This is a genomic window from Thalassotalea crassostreae (assembly GCF_001831495.1).
Classification (GTDB): domain Bacteria; phylum Pseudomonadota; class Gammaproteobacteria; order Enterobacterales; family Alteromonadaceae; genus Thalassotalea_A; species Thalassotalea_A crassostreae.
In genome coordinates this window covers 1186354-1204383 of the sequence record NZ_CP017689.1, presented here as the reverse complement: position 1 = coordinate 1204383, position 18030 = coordinate 1186354, and the positions used below count along the sequence as shown (strand labels likewise).

Sequence of the window (18030 nt, the reverse complement as noted above, 5' to 3'; positions counted from 1 at the left end):
TCACTGTCTATTTTGTCTCACTTCCTACACTTCAGAAATATATAGAAACATTTGCAACATGTTAATTGATTGTTAACAAGCCTATAATGCTTTTCATGGAAAATAGCGGAGCTAAAAACAATGCTAATACAGTTCCAATCAATAAAGATGCAATCAAATAACACCACAAAAATGAAAAAATGGTTGTTTAAAGAGATATTTATCAATGAATTTAACTCGTAGCTCATTAAAAAACCCAGCGGCGATATTAGTGATCGTAGCACTAATTTTTGTTTTTGGAGCGATCAGTATTGCCAAGTTACCAATTCAATTAACACCGGATATTGAACAACCTCAAATCACTATATCAACAGGTTGGCGCAGTGCATCTCCACAAGAAATGGAGTCGGTGATCATTGAACCTCAAGAAAATGTCGTTAAGAATACTCGCGGCGTTACTGATGTGACCACAAATATTAATAGCGGCTTTGGTAATATCACTTTGACTTTTGATGTTGGCAGTAATATGCAGCAAGCAATGTTGGATGTGATCAATAACCTTAATCAAGCTCCTCCTCTACCATTAGATGCAATGGAACCGGTGGTTGCTGCTGGCGGCGGTCGCGGCGGTCCTAATGCGGCTTCACTATTAGTTAAAATTCTCGACAGCAACCCAAACAAAGATATTGCCAGCTACCAAAAACTAATCGAAGACGTAATAGAACCTCGACTGTCTAGAATTGAAGGTATCGGCCAAGTAAATTTAAACTCAAGAAGGCCAAAAGAGTTACGTATTAGCTTTGACCCATACAGTGCAGCAGCAATGGGAATTCAAGTAGGTAATATCGCTAATAAAATTCGCCGTAGTGCTGATATTTCTGGCGGTTTTGCCGAAGTAGGACGACGCCAATATACAGTGCGATTTATCGGTCAATATGACGTTGCAAGTTTTTCCGACATGATCATTGGATATCAGCATCAACGACCGATTTATTTGAAAGATATTGCTACCATTGAAGAAACCTTAGTCGATAAGTTTGGTTTAACTTTGCGCAGTGGCGCGCCAGCGTATTACATTACAGTGACTCGAAATTCCGATGCTAATACCGTTGAACTACTTGACGATATTAATCAGGTTATTCATGATTTAAATAGCGGTATTTTAGCCGACAATGGGCTTACCATAGATTTAAGTTTCGACTCTTCGGTACATATTCGAAATGCCCTTACGTTAGTAAAAAGTAACTTAGGCTTAGGTGTATTGCTTGCCTTTGGTATTCTATGGCTATTCTTACGAGGATTAAAACCCACCTTAATCATTGCAACAATAATTCCTATCTCGCTAATGGTGGCATTTTTAGGTTTAAGTTTGTTTAATCGTAGTTTAAACGTAATTTCATTAGCCGGTTTAGCCTTTGCAGTTGGTTTAGTATTAGATGCAGCAATTATCGTGCAAGAGAATATCGTGCGATTAAAAGCCAATGGCGTTGCCGATCATAAAGCGGTTATCCAGGGGGCAACACAAGTGACTGGGGCTTTGTTTGCATCGACCGCTACCAGTGTTGCCATATTCTTACCGATCTTATTTATGGAAGGTATTGAAGGGCAACTGTTCTCAGATTTAGCACTAACATTATCTATTGCAGTAATCGCTTCGTTAGTCACCGCTATTACCGTGTTACCTATTGCAAGCAGATATTGGCTTAAAACATTGCCTGATGCTGATCCATTCGATCACTATTGGGAAAAGCTCACTAATTTAGTGATGCATCTAACCAGTTCTACCAGTAAGCGCTTTACCTGGATTGCGCTACTGCTTGGTGGTTCAATTGCCATCAGCGCCATGCTTATTCCAAAAACAGACTTTATGCCTCGCGCCCCAATCGACGGATTCTTCTTTAATATTATGATGCCACCGGGTGGCAATTTAGATTTTGTCGAACAAGAAATGGCATTACTGGTAAAAAATCGTATTGCGCCTTACCTCTCAGGCGAGAAACAACCTAAAATAAAGAGCTATAACTTTTCATCATATGGCGCGAACTTTAGTGGTGGGTTTATATATTCTGACGACCCAAGCCGAGTCGAAGAACTGATGGCTGTAGTTCAAAATGAAGTGCTAGCGGGTTTGCCAGATACCAGTGTATTTTTATTTCGCGGGTCAATGATAAATGTCAGCGGTGGTGGTAATGGCCGCTCAATTAACATCGATATTCAAGGCTCTAATCTAGATGAATTAATGCAAACAGCGCAAACCGGGCTTGGCGCTATCAACAAGCATATGCCAGGTGTAGGTGCCCGTCCTATTCCAGGTTTATCTATGGCTCAGCCCGAATTACGCTTAATCCCAAATGATCGTCGCATTGTACAGGCAGGACTTAATCGTGGTGATGTTGCCAATGCGGTAAGAGCATTTACCGATGGCTTATTTGTCAGCGAATTCTTTGACGGTAACGATCGTATGAACGTTATATTACGTGGTTCTAGGTGGGCTACGCCTGACGAATTAGCTGCACTGCCAATATATACCCCCCTTGCTGGTGTGCAAACATTAGGTGAATTAACACAAATCGTTCGAACCGTAGGCCCTACACAATTGCGCCGTGTTGACGGTAAGAGAACCATTAGCCTTACGGTCTCACCGCCAGAAAATATGTCTATGGAAGAAGCACTAGCGACATTAGATGAAAAAGTGATGGCAGAAATGAATGCTGTATTAGCTAACGATGCCAGCATTAAATTAAGTGGTAATGCCAATAAAATGGCGAGTGCTATAAACGATATGTTGTTAAATTTCGTCCTAGCATTAATCATATTATTTCTATTAATGACCGCCCTATTTAGATCTGCTAAAGACAGTATTTTAGTACTGTTAGTCATGCCGATGGCGGTTGCAGGTGGAGTTACTTCATTGTGGTTACTGAATATGGTGAGTTTTCAATCACTTGATTTACTAACCATGATCGGCTTTATCATTTTGCTTGGTCTTGTGGTAAACAATGCAATTTTACTTGTTGACCAAACTCGTACCGCTGAAGCCGAAGGTAAAAGCAGAAGAGATGCAGTGAAGCAAGCAATTCGCATTAGAGCCAGACCTGTCTACATGAGTACATTAACCAGTATCTTTGGCATGCTGCCATTAATGGCGATGCCAGGTGTTGGCGCTGAAATCTATCGAGGATTGGCAACAGTTATTGTTGGCGGTATGGCAATTAGCGCTATTTTCACTCTTATTTTATTGCCAAGTTTATTGCGTATTGGCGAACAGCGAAGCGCAGTAACAGCTAACTCAAATACTATGCAAGGGCAATTAAGCCCTGCAAGCGAGTAAAACATGAATATTAAAAAATCGATCAATTCAACATTATTGGCCCGTTCACTTATTGTTGCTAGTGCATTATTTGTGACTAGTTATGCAACAGCCCAGGCAGCACGACCTGCAAGCCCAGTAAAGGTTGAAGTAGTAAAACAAACCAAATTATCACCAAGTGTTAATTTACTGGGCACAGTATACAGCCACTCTAACATCGCCATTACTGCGGGTGTAAATGGACAATTACTTAACGTTGTTGAGCCGGGCACATTTGTCGAAAGTGGCGACATCTTAGTGACAATGGACACGTTGCCATTAGAGTTGATGCAACTTGAAAAACAAGCACAAATTAAACGAGAAAAGATTAATTTAAGCTATTTAAAACGAGAACTTGCGCGTTTAGAAACGTTAAAAATGCAAAATAACACCGCAGAGTTTCAACTCGACCAAACTAAGTCTAAGTATGAATTAGCGCAAGCAGACTTAGAAATTGCGCAACTCAAATTAAAGCAAATTAATGATCAACTCGATCGAGCAACCATCAAAGCGCCATTTTCAGGGGTAATTACTGAACGTATTGAACGTGAAGGCACTGACGTAAATCGCTCACAAGTGTTGCTGCGAATGTTAGATACAGAAAACTTACGAGTGCATTTATTTGTGCCAATACGGTACATGGCGTTTATCCAAAAAAATGAAGCCTTAAGTGTGTTTAATGATCACTTTCAAACCACTGCACAAATTAGCGCAGTCATTCCTGCCGCCGATCAACGTTCACAAACATTCGAATTACGACTGGATTTAGATGCTAATACTGTTGGCAAATGGACCACAGGTGAATTAGTGAAAGTTGAAGTGCCGGTGCAAGCTGACATTGAAACGATTGCGATTCATCGCGACGCATTGATACTTAGAAGTAATGAAACCTATGTCATGATCATCGATGACAATAACACCGCCCATAAAAAAACAGTAACTGTGGGCACAGGGCAAGGCGATTGGGTTTCTGTTGAAGGTGAGCTATCCGCTGGAGACAACGTAGCAATACGCGGCGCAGAAACGTTACGTGAAGGACAAAAAGTGAGTGTTCAAAAGAAATCCTAATACCTCACACTAACGTTATTTTCTAGCGTAAGCCTAGGTAAAAATAACGAAAGCCGACATAAAAAAAACCGAACTGACGTTCGGTTTTTTATTGGTCAAATTGCTAGTCTTTATACTACTCTTCGATTTTGCTTCTATCTAAAAATAAGTATGGACCAGTAAAGTCATGTGTTTTGCCATCAATGGTGACACTATGCGCCTCGCTGTCATCAACTTTTTGTTTAGCGTTAAATACAAGTACGATATCGGTACCATTTTTAAAGCCTACATTGATAATATCTAAGTCACCTTCTTTGGTATGGATAAGCTTTGATAATTTACTGTGACTATTGGTGGTAAACTCTTTCGACGGATTGTATTCGCCATGCAGCTCTAACACGCTAACAAAATCATGATTCTGGGCATTTTCAACTCGAGTAATAAACGCTTTATCTTCGACTAAATTAAAGTTTGGATCATTAGCGCCAGTGCGGGTAAATATAATGTTCGAACCTTTAGTATTAATAAAGTTATAGCTATAGAAACGATTTTTATTTAGCCAAGTAATTTTACCTAAATCATTCTGCTCTTGACCTTTTGCAGCTAACCATAGATGTTGGTAACCATTCTTTTCACCTAATGCCGATAGTGACTTAGTCGCAGTATTAAGCTCAAAAGACGTATCCATTAAGTGACCGTTAAAATGCACTGGTAAATCATACTGATGCTTATCATCAGCAACCACCGACAATACATCGATTACAAATGGACGTGACACCGAAGGAATATCAACTAATGCTTGAGTACGGGTAAATTCTACGCCATCGTATGTTTTTTCGATATTAGCGCTTGAAACTCTGATATTGCTCGCTTCATCGAAAAATAATAATTCAGGATGATTTGCATTACCGGTATCTAATTCACCGTTAAAATGACTGGTCTCATCAACTACTAAGGTATTGTGAGAAATCGTTTGCTTAGCATAGGTGTTATTTTCTTTAAGATAGTGACCGCCATATTTTGCTTCAACATTTAAAAAACGTGCAGCACCATAATCGTTAATTATCTCTTCACCATTGTCATAAAATAGCCAGTTTAGCTTATCAAAATGACCATGGTTCATACCTTGTGAAGTCGCTTTTAATACCAGTGCTTGGTTACCACGCTCTGGGCTGGTACGCATAATTGCTAGACCGCCTTCATCGCCTTTTGTTCCATCACGAAACACAAGTGATTTGTATTGATAAGGTTGCGTAAGAGCAGCATCAAGTCCGCGAGCGACCTTAAGGCCGTCGCCAGTCAATACAATAGTATCTTGAACTCTTGCAATATCTAGCAAGGTATCGTCGTTATTCAAACCATAAGCGATAGTGACGCCGTAAACCAATTCTATGGTATCGATACCCTTGTCTTTAATGGCATCATTGATCGGGAAAAATAACTTGTTATAACTTAGCTGAATCGTAGCTTCGATTGCTTTTAATATTATGCCGTCGCGATATTCAAATATTTTTCGCTCTGGTTGGTTCACTTCAATCGCTTTGGCAAATAATACGAACGGCATTAATGCATAGCGTTGATAATAAGGACCTTCGTTATAATAACCATCCGGTGAGAATAACTCGTCGAGTTGTCTTAAAAAACCGCCTTTACCCGACTTTTCTAGATCGTATAACGCTTTTTCAACCCATTCGTTTTCACCAAGGACAAAACCGGCCATACCAACCGCAGCGGTTGCCCATGTACCATGGTTATGAACACGGTTAAACGTTTGTGGTGACTCTTCAGAAATATAACTAACGAGATTTCTAAACAGGTTATTTTCAATGTGTTGGCGTTGTTCTTTAGTTAATGTATCGGCAATTGAGTCGTAACCTTGAATTGAATATACCAACCACACAGCTTCGTTCAAGCTTTGCCAAAATAGCTTGCCTGGCGATTGTTCTTTGCGTTTAGGGTGAATCGGCAACGTTGGATACATATCCGCATATTTGCTCAATATTGCACTAACGCGCTCTGCATATTGAATTTCACCGGTAAGCTGATACATCATGCCGGCATTGTAAATTAAACGTTGGTTGCTTTTGTGTTTTTCATGGGTATAACCACCACCCGCGTCTTTTGGCATTGGGACAACAATTGGTTGTTGCATCTCTGCATCAACACTTGCTTTAACAGCCAAAAACTCATCTTGAAATGCTCCTGGACTATTAATCGCATTTTTCATTTGCACAATATCATTTGGATTATTTACCAGCGATGGATGCTCTCCAGACAATGATTTGGCATTAGCGCCAACGGTAATCACAGTGTAGAGAATAGCTGTGCTAATTATTTTTAAACAGAAATTCATTCTATTTCTCCAATGATTTAAAAATCAGTATTTTTGAAAGCAATTTTATGAAACTTTTTTAAAGAAAAAAGCTTATAGATGATTAAGATAACCAAATATAAGCCTTTCAGTTATGTTCTAAAATAGCACCTATTTAACGGTTAAATAGGTGCTTAAGTTTTAGAATTTAGCGCGTACACCAATGGTATAACGTCTATCTGCTTCCGTATATTTCCAGTTATTTCCTAACTCGTCTTTGAATATAGATGCTTCACCAGTCAAGTTAGTCGCGTTAGCTACTACCGTAAAGTGTTCATTAATATTCCAGCTAGCTGAAGCGTCCAATTGACCTCGATCATCACGATAGTTGTTACCGGCAATTGAGTCTTCTGGGACTGGGTTATTTGCACCACCATCAATCGCTATAACACGCTTCTCATTTTCTGTATCTAAGAAACCATCTCGATAGTTGTATGCTAAGCGAGCTGCTAAGCCTTCATATTCCCAGAATAATTGTAGGTTATAAGTATTCTCAGAAATATCTAATAGTGGGTTACCATTTGGTTGTTCACTGTCTGCGTATGTATAGTTTGCACTGATACCTAACCCAGAAAATGCACCTGGTAAGAAGTCAAAAATTTGTTGATAGCCGACTTCAAAACCTTCTATCGTACCGTTTTCGCCATTTGTATCTTTGGCAGTATCGACACCTGTTAGGTTATTTTGACGTAATAAATCAACCGCAGCAAAACCTTGAGCGTCGGTAAGACCGTCAGCAGTGCTTAGGAAAACCATATCTTGATTATCTTCACCTACTGCATCAAGAATACAAACACTTTGCCACTCAGTTACGTTTTGGTTGGCTGCAACACTTGCATCGGCTCGACAGGTATTTGTGTTATTCAGGAATGACTCAACATCTTTGTAGAATACTGCAAATGAAACTAGGTTACCTGCTCCGAAGTAGTGTTCAATTGACAAGTCAAACTGAGTTGCTCGATAAGGGTCTAAATCAATTGAGCCTTGGGTAGCTTTTACATAAGAGTTATCAATATCAAAAGCTGGGCTTAACTGACCAAAGTCAGCTCTGCGCATAACTTTTGCAGCGGCAAAGCGTACAAGTGTATTATCGGTTGCATTGTAGGTTACATTCAAACTTGGTAGGAAGTCATCATACTCATGTTTACCAGTTATTTTCTCATCATTAAGGAAAACACTCGACTCTAAATCGGTTTCAATATAGCGACCACCAACTACGGCAGTTACACTATCGAAGTCTAAGTATGCAGATAGATAAACTGCTCGTGTATCTTCTGTAATATCTCTATAAGACCCTAAACTTTCTTCTAGATTATCTGCTAGGCTGCCAGTAGTAGCAAGGCTAGTTCCAGCTAATAGTTGTTGAAGTTCACTATAAACATTTTGCGCATTATCTAAACCATTATACGCTTGATATTTTAATAAATCGTTTTGACCTGATTTTCCAAGCTGATCGAATGCATGTTCATGGCTCAATACTGAGAAGCTTCCAGGAAATGCTGAGTTGTAATCATCAATCCAAACTGTCGCTAATGAATCGTCTGGATTTTTTGCATTCTTATAAATATCTTTGATTTCTTCTTTATATTGACGATAGCTATATTCGCGTTCGGTAACGCGAACGCCTGACTTCAAAGATGATAACCAATCAAAGCCAAGTGGATCAGCAATATCAATATCGAATCGTATTGCTGTCTCTTCATTATCTGTCAATTTTTCTTCATACTTGAATGTACGTAGGGCTAGGTCTTGTTCGCTAGTATATGCATCTGGAACAGAGTGAATAATACTAGGAAGTTTATCGCCTGATTGAGAGAACTCACCAGTGTATACATTATTTGTTAATGAATCTGACGTCCCATCAAAAAGAGATTTTTGGATTGGACGTAAGGTAAACTCAGCATCAGGTCTATAACTTTCTGAAGACGCTACTGCTACTTCGCCTGAAATTTTAACATCATCTGTAAGAGTCCATTCACCACCTAACGCATGTGAATAAGCTTCAGTTTCACGGAAGTCACTATAAGTTTTAGGAATTGCAAAATCATTATCTAAAGAGAAGTTGTTTAATGCGCCACTACCGTTTTGAGTTATGCCTGTATCGGTAGCATCTAAACCGCCACCAACAGCAAGAACTGAACTACCAGCCTGTGAGCCTTCACGTTCAGTAGTATTTAAGTCTAGATAAACCATCCCATCACCAGACTGCGGAGCCCATTGAAGTGATAAATTGACTGCTGTACGCTCGCGTTGCTCTAGGTACTGCTCTACTGTATGTTGATCTCGTAATGTATAATTTTTACTTGAAGTATTACCACCTCCAACAGCCAAGTCACCCGCTGGTCCAGGAATCGGCGAAACACGGCTCATAAACTGATCTTGACGGATTTCACGGTCTTGATATGAAAGCATAACTAACGCACCAAAAGTACCGGCATCACCTAAGTCCCAATTATTACCAATTGAACCACTAAATATCGGCGCCCAGTTTTCTGTTTTATCGGCATACTCACCATCAAGTGAAAATGCTCCAGTTAAACCATCTAACTCCAATGGTCGAACTGTTTGCAAGCTGACTGTACCACCCAAAGCACCTTCAATCATATCTGCTGTTGGTGATTTAACAACTTCAACAGCTTTTAGGAAACTAGAAGGGAAATCTTGAAGGCTAATACCACCACGAGAATCGCCTATTGTAGAACGACCATTTAACTCCACGCGATTTTGAGGTAAGCCTCGAATCGAAACACTATCACCTACACCAAAGTCGGTGTTTATCGAAACACCTGTAATACGTTGTAGGGCTTCAGCAATGTTATTGTCTGGCAGTTTACCAATATCTTCTGCCACAATACCATCGGAAATTCGGCTATCAGTGCGCTTTCGAAGTGCCGCAGCTTTCATACTTCCTAACATACCAGTGACTTCGATTACTTCGATGTCTTCATCGACTGAAGTTGGCGCTTGTTCTTCTGCTGCTAATGCTGCCGTTGATAACATTGCTGTTAATGCAGTACCAAAAAGCATTGTATTCTTATTAGCATATTTAGTTACGCTAAATAGTGAACTTATTTTATTAAGTTTCATTTTATTTCCCCGTGAGACCTGATTGATTATTGTAATTTCAGTTTATTTTTTAAGTCGTCATTAGATTGACATGTCGATACCCTTATCAATATGTCAGATGATTTTATATTACAACCTCTTACAATTTACAATACTTATTTTAACAATGCATTCTCAATTGGTTAACCAATAGATAATTTTCAGACACCACCAAAACAAGCAATACCCAGTCACAACAAAGCCTTCAAGGCCACCTGAATTGGTTAACAAGAATGCAAATACAAATCAAAAAATAAACAACAAAGATAAAAATAAAATTACGGAATGGTAAAATAGAACATAAATTATTCGGATATAAGACTCAAAATAAGAAACAAGAAGTGTTAAGCAACAAAATTGGTTAACCAATTTATTGTTACTGTTAATCCCTATGTTTGAGGCATTAAACGTTGGGAAAATAATAAAGTTCGATAACGTTTGTTCAGTTTTGAATTTGAATATACTTGACGACATGAATTGGCCGCCATTAGCATTAGAGTCTATCGGGTTAATAACGTAAGCTGCGACACAAAATGTTAGGTTAATTATTTAAACTGAAGTGTTATGCAGTTAAGGCCATTGTTCTGGCTTATTCAGGAACCTGATACAGGTATAAAAAAGCCCTAGCAACATTTTGCTAGGGCTTTTTAGTTATCTCGGGGAAGATAAATTTTTAAATTACCACTTACGCATTTTATGGCCTTTGACCGCATAAAATAGAATAAACAGGTAACATGGGAACATCACCATATAACCACCTTGCTGACCAAGAGAAGTTAATGAACTGGTTATACCCCAAAATAATGGGCCAAATGCACCACCCGCAATACCCATAACCAATAACGCTGAACCAGTACTGGTTAACTTACCCATACCTGATAGGGCTAATGGCCATACCGCCGGCCAAACAATCGCATTGGCTAAGCCTAAAAATGCAATCATTAATAATGTATCTGGTAATGCAGTACCACCAAATGGCACTAATAACGTATTGGCAATGGCGTAAGAGTCGTTATCACCGATAACAATTAGTACCGTCAGAATTAAACCTAAGATAGCGGAGATCATTAACGCTGTAGGTTGCGAAATAAACCGTGGAATGGTGATAATACCAAGTGTATAACCTAGTACCATACATACCATGGTATAAGAGGTCATAACACCATAGCTTTCAACACCTAAGGATAAAGCAAAGGTACCTATGGTATCGCCGGCGATTACCTCAACGGCAACATAGAAGAATAATGCAACTACACCTAGCGCCAAGTTAGGATGCGATAATGCCGCTTTAATGTGACCTTTTTCTTTAGTTTCGTTGTCGTCTTCTTCGCTTTCCAACTCTGGTAACGGAGACTTTTTAACGAGCACAGCTAAAATACCAATGAAAATAGCCATACCTAAATAAGGCATAATAAGACCATTGGCCATTTCATCAATTTGTAGCTGAGTTAACTCAGTGCCAACTCGATCCTTGAAGCTATCTAAAATTAGTGCGGTGAATACAATAGGAGCTACAACACCAGCGCCTTTGTTTAGAATCCCCATAACACTAACACGTGCTGCCGCAGACTCTTCTGGACCAATGCGAACGACATAAGGGTTAACCGCAGTTTGCAGTAATGTTTGGCCCGCGCCCATCACTAGTTGTGCAAATAAGAATAATGCAAATACTTGAGTTTTAGCCGCAGGAATGAAAAGTAATCCTGCAAGCATCATTACCCCCATACCGAGTGCCATGCCGGTTTTATAACCGACCTTTCGAATAACCCAGGCAGAAGGCAGAGCAGTAAAAGTTACCGCAATATAAAACGAGAACAAAATTAATGAAGCTTGAAATGGTGTCAGTTGCAAAATTTGTTTTAAATACGGCATTAAAGAGCCGTTTAACCAGGTTGCAAACCCGAGAATAAAAAATAGACCGGCGACAATCGCCATTGGAACAAAACTGCTGGTTCCTTTCGATTGAGACTCTATTGATGTTGTCATAATTTTGCCTTTTACTTGCTGTAATAAATTTATATTTGTTTTTATTTTTTGTTTTGCTTGGTTTTGCTTTTGTTTTTTATTCTAGCTAAATAGGGAGATGAACACCTGCTCGCTATTAAATTATTTCATTTATGGTTTATATGTTAGTTTATTTACTGCTGTATTTATTGCTTTAGTAAACTTGCTTACCGCTAATCCATGTTTGCTGGACATTTAGCTCGCTATCTAATAAAACAAAATCGGCTTGCGCACCAACAGATAACTGCCCTATCGAGCGTTCAAGTTGTAAAAATTGTGCGGGATATAATGCCGCCATTCTTAGCGCTTCTTCTAAATCAACACCGACATACTCAACCGTATTTTTAACGGCTGCAGCCATATCTAAACATGAACCGGCTAATTCACCAGTTAACGCATTTAATCTATCTCCAGTTCTAATAACTTTGGAACCGAAAAATGGAAAGCTCTGATCTTCAGTGCCAACAGGTGGCATAGCATCTGTCACTAGCATTATCTTACCGGTTTGTTTCGCTCGTATAGCAATTTTACAGGCGTTGTAATCGACATGATAACCATCAACAATTAAACCACACCAACTATTATCATCAAGCAATGCAGCACCAACCATACCTAATTCCCGAGACTGCATTGCAGACATAGCATTAAATAGATGGGTAAAACCGGTTGCGCCGGCTTTAAGAGCGTTATTTACGGTCTCAAAATCGGCATTTGAATGGCCTAAGCAAACGCGAACACCAGCATCAACTAAGGTTTTAATATCGGTCACATTAACGTTTTCAGGTGCTAGTGTAACCGCTACTTTACCTAAGTCTTGACGAGTAAAAACCGCCATCTCAGCGTCGCTAATTGCACGAATAAATTCAGTACTGTGAACACCTTTTTTAGGTACCGACAAATGCGGCCCTTCAAAATGTACACCTAAGACACCTGGCTCTTGTTGCTTTATTGCAATACTTACCGCGTCAGCAGCTTTCTGCATCACTTCAACATTGTCAGTGATCAAGGTTGGCAAAAAGCCAGTTGTACCAAATTTTGCGTGGGCAAGACCGATAGTGTTAATTGCTTCAACACTTGGATCACTATTAAACAAAGCACCGCCGCCACCATTTACTTGCACATCAATAAATCCAGGAACCATGGTTCCAGCGATTAATTCTTTCTCCGCTGATGGCTCAATTGCTGTAATTTTAGATTCATTAAAGGTTACGGCAACATTGTGATGCATAGTTTCGCCATCAAACAATGCTTCTAGGTGCAGCGTTTCTTGATGCAGTGCTTTGCTCATACTATAAAGTCCTAGTTACTTTCTTTAAGCCTTGTGGTTCATCAGGATTAAATCCTTTGGCAAGTGCTACTTTCTCAACGTCTAAATAAAAACGTTGTAATACTAACAAAGGAGCAAGGCGTGGGTGAACATCTGTTACAACTTGTTGTAAATGGATAAGATCGGCACCACGAGACTTAACTTCTTCTACTTGCGCTCTATGAGCCTGATCAGATTCATCAATTACGTGGCAATCAACAATGGTCAATTTCTGTGCAACTAACGTAACTGGGCCATGTAAAAACTCGGCACTTGAAAATGCTTCCGCATGAATCGAACAAACTTCTTTAAGTTTTAACGCTATCTCTTTTGATACTGCAAAACCTAAACCTCTGCCTAATACCACTAAGTTTCGCTCATTTCCTAAGCCTTCGGCGGTTAGTTGAGCTGGCGCTTCGATAGCGCTCGATAGTGCAGCAGGTAATGTATCTAATGCACTGATAAGCTCTTGGTTTTTAGTCCAGTATGCTGTTAATTGTAACAATGCAGAAAGTGTTGCTAAGTAACTCTTAGTCGCCGCTACTGAATTTTCTGGACCAGCCTTTAATGGCAATACATCATCAACAAGCTCTGCTAGTGGTGATGTTTCATCGTTAACAAGTGCAACAACATAGGCGCCCGCATCTTTAGCCATTTGAGCTTGCGATAGAATGTCAGGGCTACGGCCTGATTGCGAAATAACAATCACGAACGCACCTGATAATTTAAGAGTTTTACCATAAACAGAAGCCACTGATGGAGCAGCTGCAAACGTTGGTACGCCTGTTTCTATTTCAAATAAATACTTTCCAAAAACACCAGCGTGATCAGATGAACCACGACCAATAATCATCACCATTTTCGGGTCATTTTCGATTAGCTTATTACCGATTTTTGATGCCACTTCAGCATTTGATTTGATTTGCTCAGCGATCACTTGTGGTGTTTGCTTAGCTTCTTGTTCCATTAATGTGGTCATAGTGTTACCTGAACGAATAAATTTAAATTAAAAAATAAGTACTTTGTGTTTTTCTATTGCGATTAATTACAAACCGCTTTGCTGCCTAGCAAATAATACCGCGCCTACTTCTGGCGGATTTTGAGGTTCTTGGATCTGCTTGGCAATATCGCTGTTTAACCACTCCATTAAGCGTGGTTTTAATCCACCGATCAGAGATAAAGGCACATCGCCTTTGGCTTTAAGCTTTTTATAAACAGCGGAAAAGTATTGGCAACCTTGATTAATAATATCGATTGCTACCGCATCACCATTGTCAGCAGCATCAAAAACACTAATAGCCAGTTTTGCGTAATAGGTTGCATTATTACCCGCAATAGTTTCTATAAGAGTGCTGGCATCATGACAATCAAGCAGAGTTAATATCTTATTGGTTAATACTGTTGGCTCAATAACACCATCAAGACTCAATAAAACATGCTCAACGGCCTTAAAACCCAACCAAGCACCACTGCAAATATCACCATGTGGAAAGCCATGACCGCCAATAATTAGCTGTTCACCGTTAACCGTCACATAACCGCACGAACCAGTACCGGTGATCATAATCGCACCATCGTTACCACCATGGGCACCTAAACAAGCAATATGAAGATCTGTCGCTAAATGCATAGATTTAAATGGATGTTGCCATGCATTCATTAAGGCAAAATATTTCGGTAAGTTAACACCAGCTAAACCAACGCCAGCAATTAAACTCTTTTTAGTGGCAATGTCTAAACCAGCATTTTCTAGAGCTAATTCTGCAGCATTTTCAACTGAACGTTGAGCTCTTTCTAAATTATGAAATGGATTAGCAGCGCCTGAGATCCCCTCTCCTAGCACTTGCATATCTGCATTCATGATAATAGCTTTACACTTGCTGCCACCACCATCAATACCTAAATAGAGCTGATTATTGTTGCTTTCCATTATTGCCTCTTGTCAAAAATCAGAAACGTGTCAGTCGAGTATGACTTGGCGTTTATATTTTTATATGTTCATTAAATACTACACACTAATGACAGCGCTGTCATTAGCTTTTGTTATATTTTTTTAAATTATATTATCACTTCATTAACAAGCCTTTAAAAATATAGTCTAGAGCTTAGAAATGATATTTTGTATTGGTTAATATTTTGTCAATATTAGCCATTTTTTTCATAAAAACTGTTACTTTTCGTTAGCTAAATCTATTTAATTGCTACAAATTTAACTTCCAGTTCACGGCCAGCCCTTGTTAAATCTTTACTTCTTGCACGGACTAACACATCTGTAGTAACAGTTACTGGTTGAGTCCATGATGTCCATTTACTTTCCGCTGTTTTGTATTCCAAGGCTAAGCCTGGCAACGTCGAGTTAATGTACAATTTACCGTCAATTATCTTCCCGCCTACTGTAGGAATTCGATAGAAAATGTTGGCACGATCTAGTTTGTTCAGCTCTTTATTGGTGATTACATTGGCAAACTCTGCCCAATTTTGATCACGTTGCTGACGTTTTTCGTCAGTAAAGTTACTCGTTTCTTGGCTATATTTCTTACCTTTATAAGGGTATGGAACCGACCAGTTCGGTAAGTGCCATGCTCTTTCTGCCAAAGCAAATAATCTAGGAAATATTTTGTATTCTGCTAAATCGTCATTGCGAGTATTTTCACTCCATAGTTGTCCTTGAATGCCCACGAACTTCTTCCCTACTTTCATCGGTGCAGAAGATATTTCGCCTTTATCGCCGATCACTAAGCTGTCATCCGTTTGATACGGTTTGTCTTCTCTATCTAGCCAAAATTCAGCGTGCACCGGCAAGTTATCAGGCATAAATTGAAATAGTTTTTCGGTATTAGAGTGACGCGATGCCCAGTAATACCCATGCTCTTTAGGGTCGGCTTCATATGGAAAATCAAAATACGTTGCATCCGGACTCGATACTACGATTTCCCAGTTTTGGTTAGCTAATTTATGTGCTGCTTGATGTCCTTGCCAATAAGTTAATCCCCAAGAGTTTGCTTGCACAACGTCTGGCATATTTTCTGGATTCGTATGCATCATGCCATCATTCCAACCAGCGGTTTCAATGCCACGTTCCGTTAAAATTTTCGCCACGCGCTCAATAAAGTAACTGCCAACCTGCTCCGGCTTAGTTACACCGGCGTCATTGTTAGCGATAAAGGCTTTACAGATTGGCGATTCAACCCAAGCGCCTGCTGTTTCATCAGCACCAATGTGATAACGGCTCAGCGGTTGACCTGCCTGCTCGTGCAGCGATTTTACTTCATCCATAACTTTGCCAATAAAATCATACGATGATTCCATACAACCATTGATGGTGTTGTCATTGTAGTACTGCACCGACGAATATACAGTCGTGTCGTTTTCGTCGTGCAAAAGGTATTGTTTAGCGCCCTGTTCGTCACCCGCTGCCATCAAGCGCTTGTATCTCGCTTTCATCGCCACAATAGATGAGCGCGAATGGCCTGGCATATCAAGTGATGGGATCACTTGAATATGTCGCTCGGATGCATATTTAAGAATGTCGATATAGTCTTGTTTTGAGTAATAACCGTTTACGCTACTGCTGCTATCAACACCTGCACCGAGTTGCGGTAATAAACAAGTCTGCTCTGATAAATCGAAACAACGTTTTGAGCTGATATCGGTTAGCTCTGGCAAGCCATCAATTTCAAGTCTCCAACCTTCATCATCACCTAAGTGTAAATGTAATTTATTCAGTTTATAGGCGGCCATTTGATCGAGTAAATCGAGGACAAATTGTTTTGAATGGAAGTTACGAGCAACATCAACCATCATGCCACGAAATTGATAATGTGGTTCATCGTCAATATGGACAAAAGGAATCGAAAGATCATCGACTGCAACTAACGCGGCAATAGATTGCAAGCCGTAGTACAAGCCACTAATATCGTTGGCGCTAATAGCGATGCCAGTATCACCAGATACTAGCTGGTAGCTGCCCAGCACGTTGTTTGATTTTTCAATCGCTAACGACACATTTACGCCATTTTTCGATTGCTTTATACCTAATGTTTCTAATCGTTGTAATGCACTGTTCAACGGCGCTTTGTCCGCATTAAATTCAATACTAATACCTTTACTTAAATCAATCGTACCAGAGCTCACTTTGATAGATTTAGGTGTTGGAATTAGTTGTTCCTTAATATTTTTAGTGGCCATTTCCTTAGCAGCATTACGTTCAAAGAGAAGTTCTGCAGTTGCCCACTTAGTTTGCTCTGTTGCTGTGCGATTAAATTGCTTTTCAACACTGGTATAGTTTTCAACGAATGGATATTTTTCTAGACCGGTTTCAGGGTTGATTACAGTTTGCGTGCTTTTAATTACCTGAGCATCAAGTTCTGGCGCATGGACAATATAGTTTGGCAGTGCATCAGTTTCACTTAGCGACCAAAAATCAACTCGATATTGCATGCTGTATTTCTGGCCCGCTTTAAAGCCAGTAAATTTATCTGTTGCGGTAATTTTGTGTAGGTCGCCGTTAACATGTTCAATGGTAAATATGTCACTATCAACACTTTGTACAGGGTTGATTTGCGAAAAATAAATCGCCCAACCTTTACCGTAAAAATCTTGTTTTGCAGTAAAGCTCATCTCTACTACAAAACAATTCCCATCACCTCGATTTTCATCGCATTGCTCGGTTGGAATATTAGTAACCAGTTGATACTTCACATCCACCGAATCGGCAAACTGGTTTAAACTCTCTTGGCTAATAATGCTTTGTTGACTATCTATACTAGTGCCCGGTTGAGGCGTTTTGTTGTCGAAACAAGCACTAATAATAAGCGATGTAGCTAAGGTTAAAGCAAATGATTTTTTCACGTTTTCAATACCTATTTA

9 protein-coding genes are annotated in these 18030 nt (G+C 39.6%); 2 read left to right on the top strand and 7 right to left on the bottom strand.

What is annotated here, in order from left to right; translation table 11 throughout:
* Positions 1–205: 205 nt before the first annotated feature.
* Both LT090_RS05305 and LT090_RS05300 read left to right on the top strand, forming a co-directional pair.
* Positions 206–3310, top strand: a complete 3105-nt coding sequence (locus LT090_RS05305; protein WP_068546883.1) for an efflux RND transporter permease subunit — start codon at positions 206–208, stop codon at positions 3308–3310.
* Between the two features lie 3 nt (positions 3311–3313).
* Positions 3314–4396, top strand: coding sequence for an efflux RND transporter periplasmic adaptor subunit (locus tag LT090_RS05300; protein WP_068546884.1), 1083 nt, complete (start codon positions 3314–3316; stop codon positions 4394–4396).
* Between the two features lie 115 nt (positions 4397–4511).
* Here LT090_RS05300 and LT090_RS05295 read toward each other — a convergent pair whose 3' ends face one another.
* The 7 genes from LT090_RS05295 to LT090_RS05265 form a co-directional block, all read right to left on the bottom strand.
* Positions 4512–6728: an alginate lyase family protein gene (locus LT090_RS05295; RefSeq protein ID WP_068546885.1), complete on the bottom strand. Its 2217-nt coding sequence runs from the start codon at positions 6726–6728 to the stop codon at positions 4512–4514.
* Positions 6729–6887: 159 nt separating this feature from the next.
* The gene (locus LT090_RS05290; RefSeq protein ID WP_068546886.1) at positions 6888–9833 is read right to left on the bottom strand and encodes a TonB-dependent receptor; all 2946 of its coding nucleotides are present in this window, start codon (positions 9831–9833) and stop codon (positions 6888–6890) included.
* Positions 9834–10529: 696 nt separating this feature from the next.
* Positions 10530–11837: an N-acetylglucosamine MFS transporter NagP gene (gene nagP, locus LT090_RS05285; protein ID WP_068546887.1), complete on the bottom strand. Its 1308-nt coding sequence runs from the start codon at positions 11835–11837 to the stop codon at positions 10530–10532.
* 172 nt (positions 11838–12009) lie between these two features.
* Complete coding sequence (gene nagA / locus LT090_RS05280) at positions 12010–13143, bottom strand: N-acetylglucosamine-6-phosphate deacetylase (protein WP_068546888.1); 1134 nt, start codon at positions 13141–13143, stop codon at positions 12010–12012.
* Between the two features lies 1 nt (position 13144).
* Complete coding sequence (gene nagB-II, locus LT090_RS05275; RefSeq protein WP_068546889.1) at positions 13145–14140, bottom strand: glucosamine-6-phosphate deaminase NagB-II; 996 nt, start codon at positions 14138–14140, stop codon at positions 13145–13147.
* Positions 14141–14206: 66 nt separating this feature from the next.
* Positions 14207–15091: an N-acetylglucosamine kinase gene (nagK, locus tag LT090_RS05270; RefSeq protein WP_089153026.1), complete on the bottom strand. Its 885-nt coding sequence runs from the start codon at positions 15089–15091 to the stop codon at positions 14207–14209.
* A gap of 260 nt (positions 15092–15351) precedes the next feature.
* Complete coding sequence (locus LT090_RS05265; RefSeq protein ID WP_068546891.1) at positions 15352–18012, bottom strand: family 20 glycosylhydrolase; 2661 nt, start codon at positions 18010–18012, stop codon at positions 15352–15354.
* Positions 18013–18030: the final 18 nt, after the last annotated feature.